This is a genomic window from Nocardia sp. NBC_01327 (assembly GCF_035958815.1).
Taxonomy (GTDB): Bacteria; Actinomycetota; Actinomycetes; order Mycobacteriales; family Mycobacteriaceae; genus Nocardia.
Window position 1 is genome coordinate 9,007,078 of sequence record NZ_CP108383.1, and the last position, 16,788, is coordinate 9,023,865.

Below are 16,788 nucleotides of genomic sequence, written 5' to 3' on the forward strand. Positions count from 1 at the left end.
CCTATTTGCCCTGCTCGTGCAGCGCCTTCTTGGCCGCCTCCTGCACCTTGTCGACCTGACCGGCGAACTTGCCCTCGGTGCGCTCGTCGACCAGGTCACCGACCTTGTCCACCAGCGGATCCAGCTTGTCCGCGTGCTCGCTCGCCAGATCGGCGGCCTTGCCCGCGACATCCTTCAGATTGTCGAACAGACCCACAGTCGTCACTCCCATCATCGAATCAACCTCGCCCACAGGCTAACCGGCGGACGAGGCGGAAACGCCGAGCGACGACTGTGTGCTGCACCGCTACTGCGGCGGCCCGGACTTCCACGGTTCCGGCGGCGACACCTGATCACCCTTGTTCTGGTAGGTGTCGTTGAATTCCTTGCCGTCCTCCGGTGTATCCGGCTGATCGCCCTTCCCCGTCGGATCCATATCCGCCTCCTGTCTCGAAACTTCCTGAAGCACAGGCTAGGTGCCGCTTCATGACCAGATCATGACTCAGGACAGGAATGAATACAGCGCGGCGGCACGGGTTTTCGACCCGCGCCGCCGCGCTGTTCAGATGTTCGTGCGCCCTGCCGGTCAGGCCTCGGGCTGGGTGCGAGCGGCCTCCGCGCGGCGACGGACGCGGCGGGCGGCCGCGACCATATTGCGCAGGGACGGGTCCAGCTGCCAGTGGTGGCGGGTCTTCAGACCGCCATCGGGGTTGGCCCACAACCGTTCCGGGGTGACGGCCGCGGCGGCGGCCGTGAGGGCCTCGTCGAGTTCGTCGATATCCGGAATGCGCGCCGAGCGGCTCTCGTACACACCCGGGCCGACGCCGTGGGTGAGGCCGCGCCCCTCGGCATTGTCCTCCTGCAGCGATTTGAGCACCCATTCGATGGAGCGGGTGGCGACGATGGCCGTCACGTCCGCATCCAGTTCCTCGATGGCCTGCACGACATCACCGCGGCTGGAATAGCCGATGTGCGTATGGATCTGGGTCTCCGCCCGCACACCGGAGGTGGCCAGCCGGAAGGCGCCGACCGCCCAGCGCAGGTATTCGGCGCGGCCCTTGGCCCGCAGCGGCAGCAGCTCGCGAATGGACGGCTCATCCACCTGGATGATGGCGATGCCCGCCTTCTCCAGATCCACGACCTCGTCCCGAATGGCAAGCGCCACCTGGTCTGCCGTATCGAACAGCGGCTGGTCCTGGCGCACGAAGGAGCGCGCCAGCATGGTGACCGGTCCGGTGACCATGCCCTTGACCGGCTTATCGGTGAGCGACTGGGCATAGGTGGCCCACTCCACCGACATGGCGGCCGGGCGCGACACATCGCCGTAGAGCACCGGCGGTCGCACACAACGGGATCCGTACACCTGCACCCAGCCGAAGTGCGTGGTGGCGAAGCCGTCCAGCTGCTCCGCGAAGTACTGGATCATGTCGTTGCGCTCGTGCTCACCGTGCACGAACACATCGAGGCCGATGTCCTCCTGCAGCCGGATGGTGGCCTCGATCTCGGCTTCGATGCGCTTGCGGTAGTCCTCGTAGGACAGCTTGCCCTGGCCCAGGTCGTAGCGGGCCTGGCGGATCGCGGTGGTCTGCGGGAAGGAGCCGAGCGTGGTGGCGGGCACCAGCGGCAGATTCAGTTTGGCCTGCTGGGCGACGCGCCGCACCTCGTACGGTTCGCGCTCGCGCATCTTCTGGGTGACGTTGTAGACCCGCTGCCGCACCGCGTGCTTCTGCTTGAAGTGCACCGACGTCGGCCGCTTGCGCCACTTCTCCGAGGGCCCCTCGGTGAGTGCCTTGGCCAGCGAAACCACCTCGAGGACCTTCTGTTTCGCGAAGGCGAGGCGGTCGGCGACATTCTCCTCGAGCTCGTATTCGACGAGCAGGTCGTAGGGCACGTGCAGCAGGGTCGCGCCGGTGGAGACGACCAGGTCCGGGCAGACCTTGGACAGCGCGTTCAGGTATTCCAGCGCCACCACCCGGTCGGCGCGCCACACATTGGTGCCGCTGATGACGCCCGCGTACAGGCGCTTCCGGCCGATGCCCGGGATCTTGGCCAGCTCGTCGGGGGTGATGCGGTGGTTGGCCAGATCGAGCCCGACGGCCTCGACCTTGGTGCGCGCCAATGCTTCCAGCGCCGGACCGAAATCGCCGTACTGGCCGGTGACCAGCAGTCGCGGGCGCAGCGGCGCGGTCGAAAGTCGTTGGTACGCCTGCTCGAACACCTCGATGGTGGAGGCCGAGCGGTCGCTGGTGAAGCAGGGCTCGTCCAGCTGCACGCAGGTGGCGCCGCGCTTGGCCAGCGCCTCGAGTAGCTCCTCATAGACCGGTAGCAGCTTGTCCAGCAGCACCAGCTTGTCGAATTCGGTCTCGCCCGGGACATGTCCGGTCTTCGAGAGCAGCAGCAGCGACAGCGGGCCCAGAATGACCGGCCGCAGTTCGATGCCCGCCGCCTTGGCGCGATCGAACTCGTCGAGCAAAGCCTCGGGGTGCAAAGAGAATTCGGTATCGGAGTCCAGCTCCGGCTGCCGGTAGTGGTACGGCGTATTGAAGAAGCGCACCAGCTCCAGCGGCGGCAGATCGGGCCGCCCGCGCGCCATCAGGAAGTAGAAATCCAAGGGGTGCAAGCCTTCTCGATACGGCTCGAACCGCTTCGGCACCGCGCCGAACAGCAGCGCGTTGTCGAGGACGTGATCGTAGAAGGAGAAGGTATTGCCGGGCACCTGGGTCAGCCCGGTGGCCGCCAGCTCGAGGTACTGGCTCTCCTGGATCTCCCGCCCGACCGCGAGCAACTCCTCGCGCTCCAGCGTGCCGTGCCAGTAGGACTCGAGAGCACGCTTGAGTTCGCGGTGCAGTCCGATGCGGGGATAGCCCAGGATGCTGGATCCGAAACCATCGGTGACGTTGGCCATGAGCGCGCCACTCCTCCTTAAGTCTGTCCCGCCTCCCCGCAACTTCAGCGCCCGGCTGAGAGCCGTTGCCGCTTCTGCACGCGTGCCTGCGGTTAGGTGCGACACCAATTCTGGACGTACCCGACGAGTTACCCGGCCCTCACGAGATCAGTTGTCCCGTTCGAAACCAGGCGGACCCGCCGGCCCGGGCCGGCCGGTGACACCGGCCCTTCTCATTGCAGCTTAGGCCCGCACGGAGTCCGCAGACCTGTACCCGAGTGCCAGTCTCTACCGGTTGTACTGGTAGAAGCCGGTGCCCGCCTTCTTGCCCAGCAGACCCGCTTCGACCATGCGCATGAGCAGCGGCGGCGCGGAGTACAGCGGCTCCTTGAACTCCGAGTACATGGAGTCGGCGATGGACTTCACGGTGTCGAGGCCGACCAGGTCGGTGAGCGCCAGCGGGCCCATCGGGTGGGCACAGCCCAGCACCATGGCCTTGTCGACGTCTTCCTTGGTGGCGAAGCCGGATTCGACCATGCGAATGGCCGAGAGCAGGTACGGCACCAGCAGCGCGTTGACCACGAAGCCGGAGCGGTCGGCGGAGCGCACCACCTGCTTGCCGAGCACCTCGGAGGCGAACTGCTCGGCGCGCTGGGAGACCGCCTCGGTGGTCTTGAGCGTGGTGACCAGCTCGACCAGCGGCAGCACCGGCACCGGGTTGAAGAAGTGCATGCCGACAACCCGCTCGGGGTTGTTGGTGGCCACGGCGATCTTCATGATCGGGATGGAGGAGGTGTTGGAGGCCAGCACCGCGTTCGGGTCGGTGACGACCTTGTCGAGCTCGGAGAAGATGGCGGTCTTCACATCTTCGTTCTCCAGCACGGCCTCGACGACCAGCTGACGGTCGGCGAAATCGGCGAGGTCCGAGGTGAAGCGCAGCCGCCAGGCGGTCTGCTCGCGCTCCCGCTCGGAGATCTTGCCGCTGGACACCGCGCGGTCCAGCGACCGCAGGATGCGGGCCCGGCCTGCGGCGGCAAGCTCACGGGTCTGCTCGAACACGAGGACATCGACATGTGCCCGGGCGCAAACCTCTGCGATACCCGCGCCCATCTGTCCGGCGCCGATAATGCCGACACGCTGAATCTTTTCGCTGCTGCTCACGTCCCGCTCCTGCTGTCTCTTGGGGGCTGTGGATGAAGGTGTCCGGCTCGGTGTCGCCGAGCGCCCTCTAGGTACGTCTCGAAATCAAAGCTATAGGAAAAAACCCTCCCCGCCGGGGCTGTCGACGGGAAGGGAGGGTGAACACCGCCGAGGAGAACTTGCGTCCCCCTCGGCGGGTTCCGTGGACCCAGGGCGGCGGAGGTTGTGATGCGACTACCGCTCTGAGTGGAAGCCCTCGAAACCCGTTGTTACGGAACGTAACAACTGATCTCGTGAGATCCGGGTAACTCATCGGGTACGTCCAAAATTGTGTACGTACCCAACCGCTCCTACGCGTCCTCAGCAGTGAACGGCTCTCAGCCGTGCGCTAAAGGTTCGGAGAGGCGGACTGTCTCAGTGGAACTGGCCCTCTTCGGTGCTGCCCTTGAGGGCGGCAGTCGAGGTGTTCGGGTCAACGGTGGTGGCGATGGTGTCGAAGTAGCCGGCGCCGACCTCACGCTGGTGCTTGATGGCGGTGAAGCCACGCTCGGAAGCGGCCTTGAACTCGCGCTCCTGCAGGTCGACGAAGGCGGTCATGCCCTCACGGGCGTAGCCGTACGCCAGGTCGAACATGCCGTAGTTGAGCGAGTGGAAGCCGGCCAGGGTGATGAACTGGAACTTGAAGCCCATGGCGCCGAGCTCACGCTGGAACTTCGCGATGGTCGCGTCGTCCAGGTGCGCCTTCCAGTTGAACGAAGGCGAGCAGTTGTAGGCCAGCAGCTGGTCCGGGAACTCGCTGCGGACGGACTCGGCGAACTTACGGGCGACCTCGAGGTCCGGCACGCCGGTTTCCATCCAGATGAGGTCGGCGTAGGGGGCGTAGGCCTTGGCACGCGCGATGCAGGGCTCGATGCCGTTCTTCACACCGAAGAAGCCCTCGGCGGTACGGGTGCCATCGAGGAACTCGCGGTCGCGCTCGTCCACATCGGAGGTGATGAGGGTGGCGGCCTCGGCGTCGGTGCGGGCGATGATCACCGACGGCACGTCGGCGACGTCGGCCGCGAGACGCGCGGAGGTCAGGGTGCGGATGTGCTGCTGGGTGGGGATCAGCACCTTGCCACCGAGGTGGCCGCACTTCTTCTCCGAGGCGAGCTGGTCTTCCCAGTGCACGCCGGCGGCGCCGGCCACGATCATGGCCTTCTGCAGCTCGTAGGCGTTCAGCGCGCCACCGAAGCCGGCCTCGGCGTCGGCGACGATCGGGGCGAGCCAGTTGGCGACGGAGGTGTCACCCTCGACCTTGGAGATCTCGTCGGCGCGCTTGAGCGCGTTGTTGATACGACGGACCACGGTCGGAACCGAGTTGGCCGGGTACAGCGACTGGTCCGGGTAGGTGTGGCCGGAGAGGTTCGCATCACCGGCGACCTGCCAGCCGGACAGGTAGATGGCCTTCAGACCGGCGCGGACCTGCTGGACCGCCTGGTTGCCGGTGAGGGCGCCGAGGGAGTTGATGTAGTCCTCGTTGTTGACGAGGTCCCACAGGATCTCCGAGCCGCGGCGGGCCAGAGTGGCCTCTTCGACGACGGTGCCCTGCAGCTTCGAAACCTGCTCGGCGGTGTAGGTGCGGGTGAGGCCCTTCCAACGCGGGTTGGTGTCCCAATCCTGCTGGATTTCCGCGGTGGTCTTCGGGGTGCCGGTGGTCGACATCTCTGACTCCACTTCCTGTTCGGTCGGTTGGCCCCAGTGGTCGTACTCTCGCGATGTTCGAACACTGCTGGAGCAGCAATTTGCAGGCTTGCTATGCCCGCGGGGTGTACTTCCACACGATGGCACAACAAAAAATGTCCGTCTACCTGTTGCAAGTGTGAATCCACGCTAGCTTTCGCGGGCCTTTTGCTAAGCCTGCGAAATTTGCTTGCTAATAGCAGCCGTGGAATCTACTTGCGAGTAGCCCTGACGTGCAGTTTTGCATAACGCCCGTACTGTTTGGGTGACGAGGGCCACCGGCACGCGACGCGCCGATGTCCGGCGAGCTGTGAGCACCTTCACAATCGATTGTGATCTTGATAGGTGTGGGGGCGACCACCCGGGGTACCGATAAGGCCCTAATCTGGGCGAGCGTCCAGGCTAGGTGCGACGTCAGCGAACCAAAGGAGACACCGATGCGGAAACGATGGATGTCCACGACGGCCCTGGCCGCCACTTCGATCGCGGTGCTGGCAGGCGCGCCGAGCGCCACCGCCGACCCGGCCGGCGAGATCGGCACGGTGACATCCGTCGAGCCCCTCGCGCCCGCCGCGGTGCTGCCCGGCTCGGCCCGATCCGAGCGCATCCTCTACGGCAGCACCACCGCGAACGACCAGCCGACAACCACGAGTGCCGCCGTTTACTTCCCGCCCGGCGAGGCGCCCGCCGGAGGCTGGCCGGTCATCGCCTGGGCGCACGGCACGGTCGGACTCGGCGATCAGTGCGCGTACTCCATTGCCGGACCGGCCGCGGTGGACCGCGATTGGGCCTACCTGGGCACGTGGCTGAACCAGGGCTACGCCATTGTCGCCGCCGACTACGCGGGACTGGGCACACCGGGCGATCACCCGTACCTCAACGGCACGGTCGAGGCGCACAATGTGGTCGATGCGGTCAAGGCCGCGACCAGCCACTATTCCTCGCTGGCGAAGAAGTGGGTGGTGGTCGGCCAGTCGCAGGGCGGCGGTGCGGCGGTCGTGACCGCGCGCTACGCGACCGAATTCGGCGGACCCGGCCTGGACTACCGGGGCGGTGTCGGCACCGGCGTACCGGCCTATATCGAGGACATTCTGCTGCCGCTGGGGCCGGGCGTGCCGCCGGTCAAGCTGCCCGCGCACAGCACCGGTTATGTGCTGTACATCCTCAATGGCCTGCGGGCCACGTATCCGGAGCTGAATATCGAGTCCTACCTCAATGATTCGGGCCGGTACTGGCTCGATCGCGCGAACGGCTCCTGCCTGGAGTCGCTCGGCGAGGAGCTGACCGCGAACAATGTGGTGGTCGGCAATCTCTTCTCGCGGCCGCTCTCGCAGATCCCGGATCTGCAGGGCATGCTGTCGCGAGTGATGGGCCTGCCCGAATCGGGTTATGACAAGCCACTTTTCCTGGGCCAGGGCCTGCTCGACACCGATGTGATCATGCCGGCGACGCTGGCGTTCGCGGCCAAGCTGCAGGCGAACGGTCAGCCGGTCACCCTGCACACCTATCCGACCAACCACGACGGCACCGTGAATGCCTCACTGCCGGACTCGGTTCCGTTCGTGCGCAACCTTTTCTCCTGATCAGCGCCCTCTTCCCGACTGAAATCTAGCATCGCTAGACAAACTAACCGCGCCACTGTTATGGTTGCTTCAGTTCCTAGCGCTGCTAGATTTCAGTAGGAAGAGGCACCTGATGCTCACCACCACCGGCCAGATCATCGCCATCGCCGCCGTACTCGCCAATGGTGCCGTCTACGGCACCGATATCTGCGCCACCGCCATCACCCGCTCGGTCAACAAGCATCTCGACGATGCGCAGGTGACCATCGCCGCCGGCTGGGGCCACTACTACGGCGACAAGCGCATGCCGATCTTCGGCGCGGGCGGCGTCATCACCGCGGTGCTCACCACAGTCCTCGCCTTGGTCTCCGGTCAGACCGGCGCGGCAATCGCCGCCGGTATCGCGGTCGTGGCCCTGCTGAGCTGGCTGGGTTTCTACGTCCGAATCGCCAAGCCGGTCAACACCGCCCAGACCGCGGCCGCCAAGTCCGGCATCATCCCCGCGAATGCCCGCGCCCTGCAAGACAAGTGGGACAGCATCCTCCCCTACCGCGTCGCCCTCCAGGCCATCGCCATGACCGGCCTCGCGTCCGCGATCGCACTGTTCTGAGCCCTCGGCAAGGCGTCCGCACAGCCGAAATCGGCCCCACACCACAGGGTGTGGGGCCGATTCGATTACGGCTCTTCAGGAGCTGAACGTCCGCGGATGCGGTTGGCTCCGAAAAGACCCATGGTGGTGACGAATACCGTCACCGCCGCCGGCCAGCTGTCCAGCAGCCCGGCCCCTATTGCGAGCCCAGCACTCACCGCGACGGCGAGTAGGGGCGATACCGACGAACCGGGTGGTCCCGTTTCTTCTGGTGGATTGTGGTGAGTAGCCATGCGAACTCCATTGGTCAGCCATGGTGGACGAGGGGAAGTGCGGCCGATCCGATTTCGAAGATCATCGACTCACCTCCTCCCCCGCACATGCCCGCCCCCGACCGGCAGTCGGAGATCCGCAGCGCCCCTGGGGATTCCGCCAGGAACCGGCAGGCACCTCGGGCTCCGCGGGTCCCTGGCGCAATGCGAGCAAGCACATGACATCCATCAGCGAGACCCCGAGTATCGCCGCATTCAGCGCGGCCATCTCGGCATCGAATTCCCCACCTGGACTGAGGAGTTCGACGAATATCATCTCTGCAAGCGCGATGCCCGCGACCGCCTGTCGACGGTCCAGCCGGTAGTGCGTAGGAAGGTAGGAAAGCACCCACCGCCCCCGGTGCGGCTCCGGCACATCGATCCGGAATGCGACCTCGTGAGCCACATCGCTGGCGATGAGCCAGTTCCCAGCAGAAATAATTGCCATTGATCCAATCCTTTACCGCCGCAAGGACTTCTCCCCGTTTCCGTCCTTGTCGAATAGATCAATTCTGGCGAGTGAGACCGCCGCACACGATCCCAGCGCCCCGAAGAATTTCTTGGCATACCGCAAGTCATTGACCAGCGGAAATATCGGCGGTACAAGGAAATATTCACAATCGGCGGGGGCGGGTCCACGGGCTACCGCAGCGGGAGGGGCACGGTGTCACAGAACAGTGAATCCGGCGCGTACGGGGCAGACGCACGAAAGGAGCTGCGGCGCATTTTACGCGACTCCGGTCTGCGCGAACACGAAGTGCTGGAACCTCTTGCGGCGGAATTGCGTCAGCGCGGGTGCCGGCCGCGCAAGGCATGGCGACTGGCCAATGAGCTGACCCAAGAGGCGGCGGCGGCGGACTACAACCGGCTCACCGGTAAGCCCACGGCCCCGATGAAGGCCAGTCGCATCTCGGAATTCGAGTCGTGGCCGGGTGAGCGCGGCGCGATGCGGAACAGGCCGCGGCCGACCATCGAGGTATTGCGCGTACTGGCCGCGGCCTATCGGACCGGTTGGCATCAACTGGTGGACACCGACGATCTGGCGTGTATGCCCCGCGCGGACCGATTGGCGTATCGCGAGGAGGTGGCCCGGCGCTGCACAACACTGCCGTCGGAAGCGGGTGCCGGGGTACCCGGGGAGATGCTTCCGTTCGTGGGCCGGCAGCGGCAGGTGGCGGAGTTGCGCCAGCGCATTCAACGGCATCTCGAGCACAATGGGCCCGCGGTGCACGTGGTGAACGGGTTGGCGGGCATCGGCAAGACGGCGCTGGTGCGCTTTGTGGTGGACGCGCACGCCGAGCACTACCCAGATGGTCTGATCTGGGAGGATCTGCACGGCCACACCGCCGGTCGATCGCCGCGCACCGCGGCGGATGTCCTGGAGCAATTGCTGCTCAAGATCGGGGTGGCCCCGGAGATCATCGACGTCGATCCGGAGCGTCGCGCGCACCGCTGGCGGGACGAGATGCGCGGCCGCCGAGTGCTGATCGTCTTCGACAATGCGCTGGACAGCCAGCATGTGCGCCCACTGCTGCCCCGGTCCCGGGATTGTCTGGTGATCATTACGAGCCGCCGCCGGCTCACCCGGCTGGCGGAGGCGGCTTCACCGGTGCAGCTGGATCCGATGACCATGACCGAAGCCGAGGAGCTCTTCCTCGAATTGAGCCATCTGCCAACAGGTTACGACGCCAGCGCGGTCCGGAGAATTCTGGAGACGGCGGGCCGGTTGCCATTGGCGATCAGGTTGATAGGCGGTCAGATCGCACACGGTGGCGAGGATATGCTGGCCGCGCTGGCCGCCGAATTCGACAGTCTCGCAGACAATTTGCGGCAGGCACCCGAGGATCCGGCGGCGCTGGAATCAGTGGCCGATCATATTCTGGACCGCTTCACCGCGGAGGGCGAAACCCTGCGCGCCGCTTTCGAATTGTCGTATCAGCGCCTGCCGGAGCCGGAGCTGCGGCGGGTGGTGCGGCTGCTCGGCTGGTTCCCGGGGCCGGAGATCACCGCCGGCACGCTGGCACCCATGGCCGCGGTGTCGGAGGCGACCGCGGGCACTCTCATCAGCCGGGTCTCCGAGGTGGGCTTCCTGGACCGGGCCCAGCGCCTGCCGGAACCAGCCGGGGTGGCCCGGGCGCCGCGTCCGGAGCGATACCGCATTCACGATGTGACACGGCTGTTTTCGCGAGCCCAGGCCGATATGGAGGATCCGTCGAGTGAGCACGCCGCAGCGATAGACCGGCTGGTCCGGCACTGTCTGACGATCGCGCGCCGGGCAGGCACCGAACTGCCGTACGAGATGGCGGGCAGCTTCCCGAATCCCTCGCCGCCGGCGCCGGCCACCCCGGCGGTGACGGACGCGATGGAGTGGTTGACCGGGGAACGAGAGATGCTGCTCGGCTGTATTCGCGCGGCCGGGTCCGGCGCCGAGACCGGTGAGCTCGCCCGGCTGCTCGGTTCACAATTGTCGAAGTCGGGTTACTGGTCGGATGCGCGCTGGTTGTTCGTGCGGGCGCTGGCCATTACCCGCGGGAACACAGATCGCACCGAGGAGTGCGACATCCTCTACGAATTGGGCACGGTGCATCGCCGTTCGTGTGACTACGACACCGCGTCCAAGTGTTTCGAGGAGGCCCGCGCCATTGCGGACGAGCTCGCCGACGAGTGGCGCACCTCGGCCGCCCTGTGGGGTTATGCCGAGGTCACCAGGCATATCGGCAGTTATGAACGGGCCCGGCACGCCTATCTCGAATTGCTGGAGATCGGTCAGCGACTGGGGCATCCGAAGTTCGAGGGCTTCGCACTACGCGGGCTCGGCCATATCGAGCGGATGCGCGGCGCGCCCGAACCCGCCCGCGATCACTACCTGGGTGCGCTGGGCATCGCCGGACACATCGGTGACCGCTACAGTCTGGGCTGGTCGCTCTGGGGCCTCGGCTTGACCACCCGGGATACCGGTGATCTGGAAACCGCGCGCAGCCAGCTGACCGATGCGCACGCCATCGCACTCGAACTGGATGATGCACTGCTGCAGGCCGATACGGTGTGCGCCCTGGGCCATATCGCACGCGACACCGGCAATCTCGATGCGGCCCAGGAGTTCTACTCCGCCTCGATGGATATCGCCCGCCGCAATCGCGACCCGCACGGTGAAGCCGATGCCCTCGATGCGCTGGCGTCCATGGTCACGCAGGTCGGACCCGAATGGCGCGTCTGCGATTTCCTGGCCAAGGCACTGACGCGCTACGAGAGCATGGGTATGCAGATCGCCGACCGAGTGCGAACCGACCTGTACCGCGCCGTGGCAGTGTGCGCGGAACGCAATGTGCAGCTCCCCGATCAGGTTCGCGAGGCATTGCACACCCTCGGGATCGACCCGTGAGCATCCGGAGCCGGCTCAGCTGCCCCGGTAGGTCGAGAAGGCGAAGGGGGAGAGCAGGAGGGGGACGTGGTAGTGCCGCTCGTCGGTGACCGTGAACGCGATGGTCACCTCGGGGTAGAAGGCGTCGACGGCCTGCGCTTCGAAATATGCTCCGGTCGCGAAGAGCAGGCGGTAGTCACCGACCGCGAGTTCGCTGCCCAGTCCGGCGATGCGCCCGTCGGCGTCGGTGCGGCCCGACCCCAATTCCTCACCACCCCAGCCGAACAGCGTGACCTCGATGCCGGCGGCGGGTGTGCCGCGCACGGCGTCGAGCACATGGGTACTCAGTGAGCTCATACCGTGACCCCCGTATTCAGCAGGCGGCGCAGCCGGATCCGGTTGATCTTCGCCAATTCCTCTCGCACGATGCGCCTTTCGGTGGCCGGTTCGTTTCCGAGACGGGCGGTGAGCACGTCCAGTAGTTCCTCCGGTGTCCGCCCGGTGGCGCACACCAGATACACGTGCCCGAATCTTGCCTCGTACTCCCGGTTTCCGGCGGCAATCGCGGTGCGCACGGCGGTGTCGGCGGCGGCCATTCCGGCTTGTTCGCGCGCCGAGTTCGCGCTGTCCGGCCGATCCCCGATGCGGGGGTGTCCGGCGAGCGCCCGGTCGATCTCGGCTTCGCTGATCTCCCCGAGCTCCGTATCGGCGGCGCGCAGCACCTCGTCGATGGTCGTGTAGGGCCGTCGCGCCGCCACCGCCTGCGCCCAGGCGGGCGACGAGCAGCATGTCAGCAACATGTCCGCCGCCGCCGTTTCCGGCAGTGCGGCGAATTCGTCCAGGCCGATCGTGTTCTCCGTCATCGCTCTCCAGGATCGGTCATGGTTTCCACCTGCGCCACTCGGGCAGCGAATATCGGCGCGCGGCGCTACCCTCGCGGGCATGAGCTCCGAATGCCGCGCCGAGAGCGTGCGGGCAAACCCTTCGCATTGCCTTCGGATCGCGGAATTGCCATGGCTGGCGATACCGCATCCTTGATTGTGCTCGGTTCGAAGCACCGAGCGGGCGCGTGTGTGAATGCCACGGGAAATTCTGGGGCCGGGACTTATTTGCATGGAAGAGCGGATATGGTGTGCGTCACGTGTGATGACCTTGCGACGGGGATCGAATGGGACTACCCGTGCGGCACACGGTGATCGGGAGCAAGTAAATGCGGGATATCGTCGACGACCTACTTCGCGTATGGCACAGCGGGCGAACGGGCGGCCTGGCCACCCTGGTGCGGACGGTCGGACCGACACCCCTGCCGATCGGTGCGGCCATGGTCGTGGATGCGGAGGGCCGGGCCTTCGGTTCGGTCTCGGCGGGATGCGCGGAGGCCGCTGCCTACGAGGCGGCCCTGGAGGCCGCGCGGACCGGCCGGCGCGGGCTGCACCGCTTCGCGCCCGGCAGCGGTCTGGATGCCGGCATGGATTGCGGCGGCACCCTCGATGTCTTCACGGAACCGTTCTCACGCAGGCATTTTCCCGAATTCCCGGATGTGGCCGCCGATATGGTCGCCCAGCGCCAGGTCACCGTGTTCACCGTCGTGTGGCATAACGATCCCGATGTGATCGGGCAGCATCTGATCACCGATCGCAAGCACGGCACCGAGCTGGTATCGCTGCCGGATTCGGATGTGTTCGTCTCCTCGTTCACCCGCCCGCCGCGCCTGATCATCGTGGGCGCCAATGCGATTGCCGGTGCGCTGGCGATCCAGGCCAAACTGCTCGGCTATCGGGTGACGGTCTGCGATGCCCGCGCCACCTTCGCCAATGCCGATGCCTATCCCGGCTGCGAAGTGGTGGTCGACTGGCCGCACCGCTATCTGAACACCCTGTCGGCGGCGGGTGAGATCACCTCCAGCACTGCGGTGGTGGTGCTCTCGCACGACGCCAAATTCGAGATACCGCTGCTCACCATCGCGCTGCGATTACCCGAGCTGGGCTTCCTGGCCGCCTTGGGTTCGACCGCCGCGAACGCCCATCGCATGGAGGCGCTGCAGGCCGGCGGCTTCGATGACGAAACCCTCTCGCGCCTGCACGCCCCGGCGGGGCTGGATCTGGGTGCCCGCACCCCCGCCGAGACCGCCGTATCCATTGCCGCCGAATTGCTGGCGGTCCGCAATGAAGCCACCGCCGAGCCGCTCTCCAGTCTGGGCGGCTCGATCAGTCAGCATTCGTCGTCGCTGGTCTCCTGATCAGGCGATCGGCGCCTTCAACTCGGGATGCTCCGCGTAGACCTCTTTGAGAATCGACATATCGAAGAGCTTGTCGGCCGTAATGCTGATCTTGGCCTTGCCCAGCGCCGCAATGTTTTTCGCGATGAGATCGTCCGACATGGTGAACAGCCCGTTGGCCTGCGATTCCGGCGAGACGACAAGACCGTTCTGCGCCGTGACCTCCTTGGTCTGCTCACCGATTTCGAGCCGCTGATCCTTGCCGTACACCTCCACGGCCAGTCGTGCCGCCTCGGCGGAATTCGCGACCGCGTCCCGCCAGCCCTTGATATCGGCGGCCAGCCAGGCCTTGAGCTTCTCGCGCTCATTGTCGATCGTCCGCTGATTCACCGTGAGCGATTCGGCGACGAGCGGTAGCCCGAAGTCGGCGAAGAGGAAATTGGCATTGGCGAATCCCTTGGCGGCCAAGGTGATCGGCTCATTGGTGACGTAGCTGACCCAGCCGTCGACCTCACCGTTGGCGAGCGGTGACGGATCGAACTGCGCCGGCACGATGGTGACATCGCTCGGCGACATGCCGTTCGCGGTCAGCAGCGCGTTGAAGATGAGCTGATTGGTGTCCTGCACACCGATCTTGCGGCCCTTCATATCCTGCGGCGAGTGAATGGGCTTCGCGGCGGAGCTGACGATGCAGAAGGGGTTCTTCTGATACGTGGCGCCCACGATCTTGGCGTTCAGGCCCTCCAGCACCGCGGGCGCGGTGGTCTGCGGGGCGGACATGCCGATCCAGATCTTGCCGGTGGTCAGTCCGGCCTCCACCGAGGTGCTGGCCGCACCGCCCGCGACCAGATTCACCGATCCGAACCCGGCATCCTTGAAGTAGCCCTTCGAATCGGCGAAGTACTCACCCGCGAATTCGATGTTCTTCAACCAGGACAGCTGTACGGCCACCGTCCCGTATTTCGACCCGTCACCGGTGGTGCCATTGTTCGACCCGGACGAATCCTTGCCGCAGGCGGCGAGGACTCCGCCACCGGCGACAACGCCGGCGGTCAGCCCGGCAAAACGGAAGAAGGATCGCCGATCCAGGGACAGCGGAGAGACCGGAACCGGCCGAGACATACGACTCATAGACCGAATCTAGGGTGTGTCAGTTTCCATCGTTTTACTTTCGCATTTCCACTACCACCCGAGTCCCGGGCAGCAACGCACTGGCAGTCAATCCGAACATGGCGTGGAAGGCATCGCTGAAATGACTCGGCGACGCGAATCCGGCGTCGATTGCCGCGGTGGTGAAATCGCCGCCCTCCCCCACGGCCCGCGCGACGTGCGCCATTCGCGCCCAGAGCCGGTACCGGCGGAAGCTGGTCCCGGTCTCCGCGGAGAACAGATGCAGGAATCGGGAGACCGAGAGATTCGCCGCCGCGGCGAGTTCGGCCGCCGTGGGGTTGGCGGCAAAATCGCTGCGAATCGTTTTCAGCGCGGCATCGATCCGCGGATCCATGGCCACCGGATCGATGTAGAAGAAGAGCATCCGGTCCCCGCCGGCAATGACCTGATGTGTCGTGCGCGGCGGAATGAGCGCACTGCGCACCACCCGCTCGGCCCCGTCGGCGGTCCGCAGCGTGAAGGGCGCGTCGACTCCCACCGCCAGGCAGTGCACCGATCCGGAGTGTGCGTCCAGGCGCAGTGACGGGCCCAGGTAGACCGCGTAGCCCGGCCCGAGCCACACAGTGGCCGGACAGCACGATTCCGGAAGCGGACCATCCTGCACGTCAGCGATCATCGCATAGGGCCGCAGGTCGCGGACCAGTGCAATGACTCCGGGAGGTTCTGTGAGTGCCGTGTTGATCGCCGTCGTCGCGGTGTTCTTTCTGCTGATGGGCGGGTATGCCCTGGCCGCGCCCGCGGCCGTGGTGCGGCCCTTCGGTTTTCGGGTCGAGACGGCGGTGGCGCGGTCGGAGATCCGGGCCGTGTACGGCGGATTCGGTATTGCCGTGGCCGCGCTGCTGGTGGCGGCAGCGGCGAATGTGGGTGGTATTCGCACGGGGGCGGTCCTGGCGGTGGCCGCCGCGCTGGGCGGGATGGCGGCCGGGCGCATTGTTTCCCGTGTGGTGGACCGCGCCGTCGGGTTCTATCCGGTGTGGTTCTACTGCGGTGTGGAGTTGGTCGCGGCCGGGTTGCTCTGTGCCGCTGCGTGATCCGGGGTCAGTCGTGGCCGCGCTGGGGGGCGAAGCGGGCGAGGACCAGGTTTTCCAGGACGCCGACTACGGCATAGGCGCAGACCGAGACGACCGTGACCAAGGCGATCGAAGCCCAGAGGCGGTTGTACTGGAAGGTGGGGATGGCGCGGATCAGGCCCGCGCCCAATCCGGTTCCGCTGCCGAGCCATTCGCCGAGCAGGGCGCCGATCAGGGCGCCCGGTACCGAGACCCGGGCAGCCGCGAAAACCGAGGGCAGGGCGGCGGGAACCGAGACCATGCGCATGGCGGTCCACGGTGAGCCGCCGTATGCGGCAACAAGTTCCATGGCCTGGCGGGGAGCGCCGCGCAGGCCGGTCATGATCATGACCAGGGCCGGGAAGAACACGACGACGGCCGTCAGGACGGTGACGCCGAGCAGTCCGCGGCCGAATACCAGCACGATGATCGGGGTCAGCGCCACCAGCGGCACCGAGCGCAGCAGCATGGCGACCGGCATGAAGGCCTGTGCGATGGCGGGTACGCCGACGAAGAGGGCGGCCACCAGCAGCGCTCCGCCCATGCCGAGGCCGAATCCGACGGTGGCGTCGCGCAGGGTGATTCGCATTTCGGCGAAGAGCGCCTGGCGAGCCGTATCCGAGTTCGGACCGGTCACCAGATAGGTCCAGACATCGCCGGGACTCTTGCCGACCAGACCGACCTGCGGGTACAGCGCCAGGAATCCGTACCAGAGCACCACCAGCAGGATGAGCGAAACCACCAGTGGCAGCAGGAATTTCCCGATGGGCCGCAGCACCTGCAACGCCTTCAGTGTTCTCATG

General features: G+C 66.0%; 15 protein-coding genes. 5 read left to right on the forward strand and 10 right to left on the reverse strand.

What is annotated here, in order from left to right; translation table 11 throughout:
- Position 1: 1 nt before the first annotated feature.
- From OG326_RS41290 to aceA, 5 genes are all read right to left on the reverse strand, one after another.
- On the reverse strand, positions 2–196 hold the full coding sequence (locus OG326_RS41290) for an antitoxin (RefSeq protein ID WP_327146767.1): 195 nt from the start codon (positions 194–196) through the stop codon (positions 2–4).
- Between the two features lie 90 nt (positions 197–286).
- On the reverse strand, positions 287–415 hold the full coding sequence (locus tag OG326_RS41295; protein ID WP_327142500.1) for a hypothetical protein: 129 nt from the start codon (positions 413–415) through the stop codon (positions 287–289).
- 150 nt (positions 416–565) lie between these two features.
- On the reverse strand, positions 566–2,884 hold the full coding sequence (metE, locus tag OG326_RS41300) for a 5-methyltetrahydropteroyltriglutamate--homocysteine S-methyltransferase (RefSeq protein ID WP_327142501.1): 2,319 nt from the start codon (positions 2,882–2,884) through the stop codon (positions 566–568).
- Between the two features lie 267 nt (positions 2,885–3,151).
- A complete protein-coding gene (locus OG326_RS41305; protein ID WP_327142502.1) occupies positions 3,152–4,024 on the reverse strand; it encodes a 3-hydroxybutyryl-CoA dehydrogenase in 873 nt (290 codons plus the stop codon).
- Positions 4,025–4,417: 393 nt separating this feature from the next.
- Positions 4,418–5,707 (reverse strand): isocitrate lyase, encoded by a 1,290-nt coding sequence (gene aceA / locus OG326_RS41310; protein WP_327142503.1) that lies wholly within the window; start codon positions 5,705–5,707, stop codon positions 4,418–4,420.
- A 455-nt stretch (positions 5,708–6,162) separates the two neighbouring features.
- On the opposite strand from aceA, the gene OG326_RS41315 reads away from it, so the two are divergent.
- From OG326_RS41315 to OG326_RS41325, 3 genes are all read left to right on the forward strand, one after another.
- Positions 6,163–7,308 carry an alpha/beta hydrolase family protein gene (locus tag OG326_RS41315; RefSeq protein WP_327142504.1) on the forward strand — a complete coding sequence of 382 codons (1,146 nt, stop codon included), beginning with the start codon at positions 6,163–6,165 and terminating at the stop codon, positions 7,306–7,308.
- A 112-nt stretch (positions 7,309–7,420) separates the two neighbouring features.
- On the forward strand, positions 7,421–7,897 hold the full coding sequence (locus OG326_RS41320; protein ID WP_327142505.1) for a DUF1772 domain-containing protein: 477 nt from the start codon (positions 7,421–7,423) through the stop codon (positions 7,895–7,897).
- Positions 7,898–8,851: 954 nt separating this feature from the next.
- Positions 8,852–11,569, forward strand: a complete 2,718-nt coding sequence (locus OG326_RS41325; protein ID WP_327142506.1) for an NB-ARC domain-containing protein — start codon at positions 8,852–8,854, stop codon at positions 11,567–11,569.
- A 15-nt stretch (positions 11,570–11,584) separates the two neighbouring features.
- Here OG326_RS41325 and uraH read toward each other — a convergent pair whose 3' ends face one another.
- Both uraH and uraD read right to left on the reverse strand, forming a co-directional pair.
- Positions 11,585–11,905 carry a hydroxyisourate hydrolase gene (gene uraH / locus OG326_RS41330; RefSeq protein WP_327142507.1) on the reverse strand — a complete coding sequence of 107 codons (321 nt, stop codon included), beginning with the start codon at positions 11,903–11,905 and terminating at the stop codon, positions 11,585–11,587.
- Positions 11,902–12,411, reverse strand: coding sequence for a 2-oxo-4-hydroxy-4-carboxy-5-ureidoimidazoline decarboxylase (gene uraD / locus OG326_RS41335; protein ID WP_327142508.1), 510 nt, complete (start codon positions 12,409–12,411; stop codon positions 11,902–11,904). The genes uraH and uraD overlap by 4 nt, the downstream gene beginning before the upstream one ends.
- A 347-nt stretch (positions 12,412–12,758) precedes the next feature.
- Here uraD and OG326_RS41340 point away from each other — a divergent pair, with 347 nt between their 5' ends.
- Positions 12,759–13,787, forward strand: coding sequence for an XdhC family protein (locus OG326_RS41340; RefSeq protein WP_327142509.1), 1,029 nt, complete (start codon positions 12,759–12,761; stop codon positions 13,785–13,787).
- Here OG326_RS41340 and OG326_RS41345 read toward each other — a convergent pair whose 3' ends face one another.
- Complete coding sequence (locus tag OG326_RS41345; RefSeq protein ID WP_327146768.1) at positions 13,788–14,888, reverse strand: ABC transporter substrate-binding protein; 1,101 nt, start codon at positions 14,886–14,888, stop codon at positions 13,788–13,790.
- A gap of 43 nt (positions 14,889–14,931) precedes the next feature.
- Entirely contained in the window at positions 14,932–15,540 is a 609-nt protein-coding gene (locus OG326_RS41350; RefSeq protein WP_327142510.1) for a helix-turn-helix domain-containing protein, read from the reverse strand.
- A gap of 61 nt (positions 15,541–15,601) precedes the next feature.
- Between OG326_RS41350 and OG326_RS41355 the strand changes: the two genes are divergently transcribed.
- Positions 15,602–15,967, forward strand: coding sequence for a DUF4345 family protein (locus OG326_RS41355; protein WP_327142511.1), 366 nt, complete (start codon positions 15,602–15,604; stop codon positions 15,965–15,967).
- Positions 15,968–15,974: 7 nt separating this feature from the next.
- Here the strand turns inward: OG326_RS41355 and OG326_RS41360 are convergent, their stop codons facing one another.
- Entirely contained in the window at positions 15,975–16,787 is an 813-nt protein-coding gene (locus OG326_RS41360) for an ABC transporter permease (protein WP_327142512.1), read from the reverse strand.
- Between the last annotated feature and the right edge of the window lies 1 nt (position 16,788).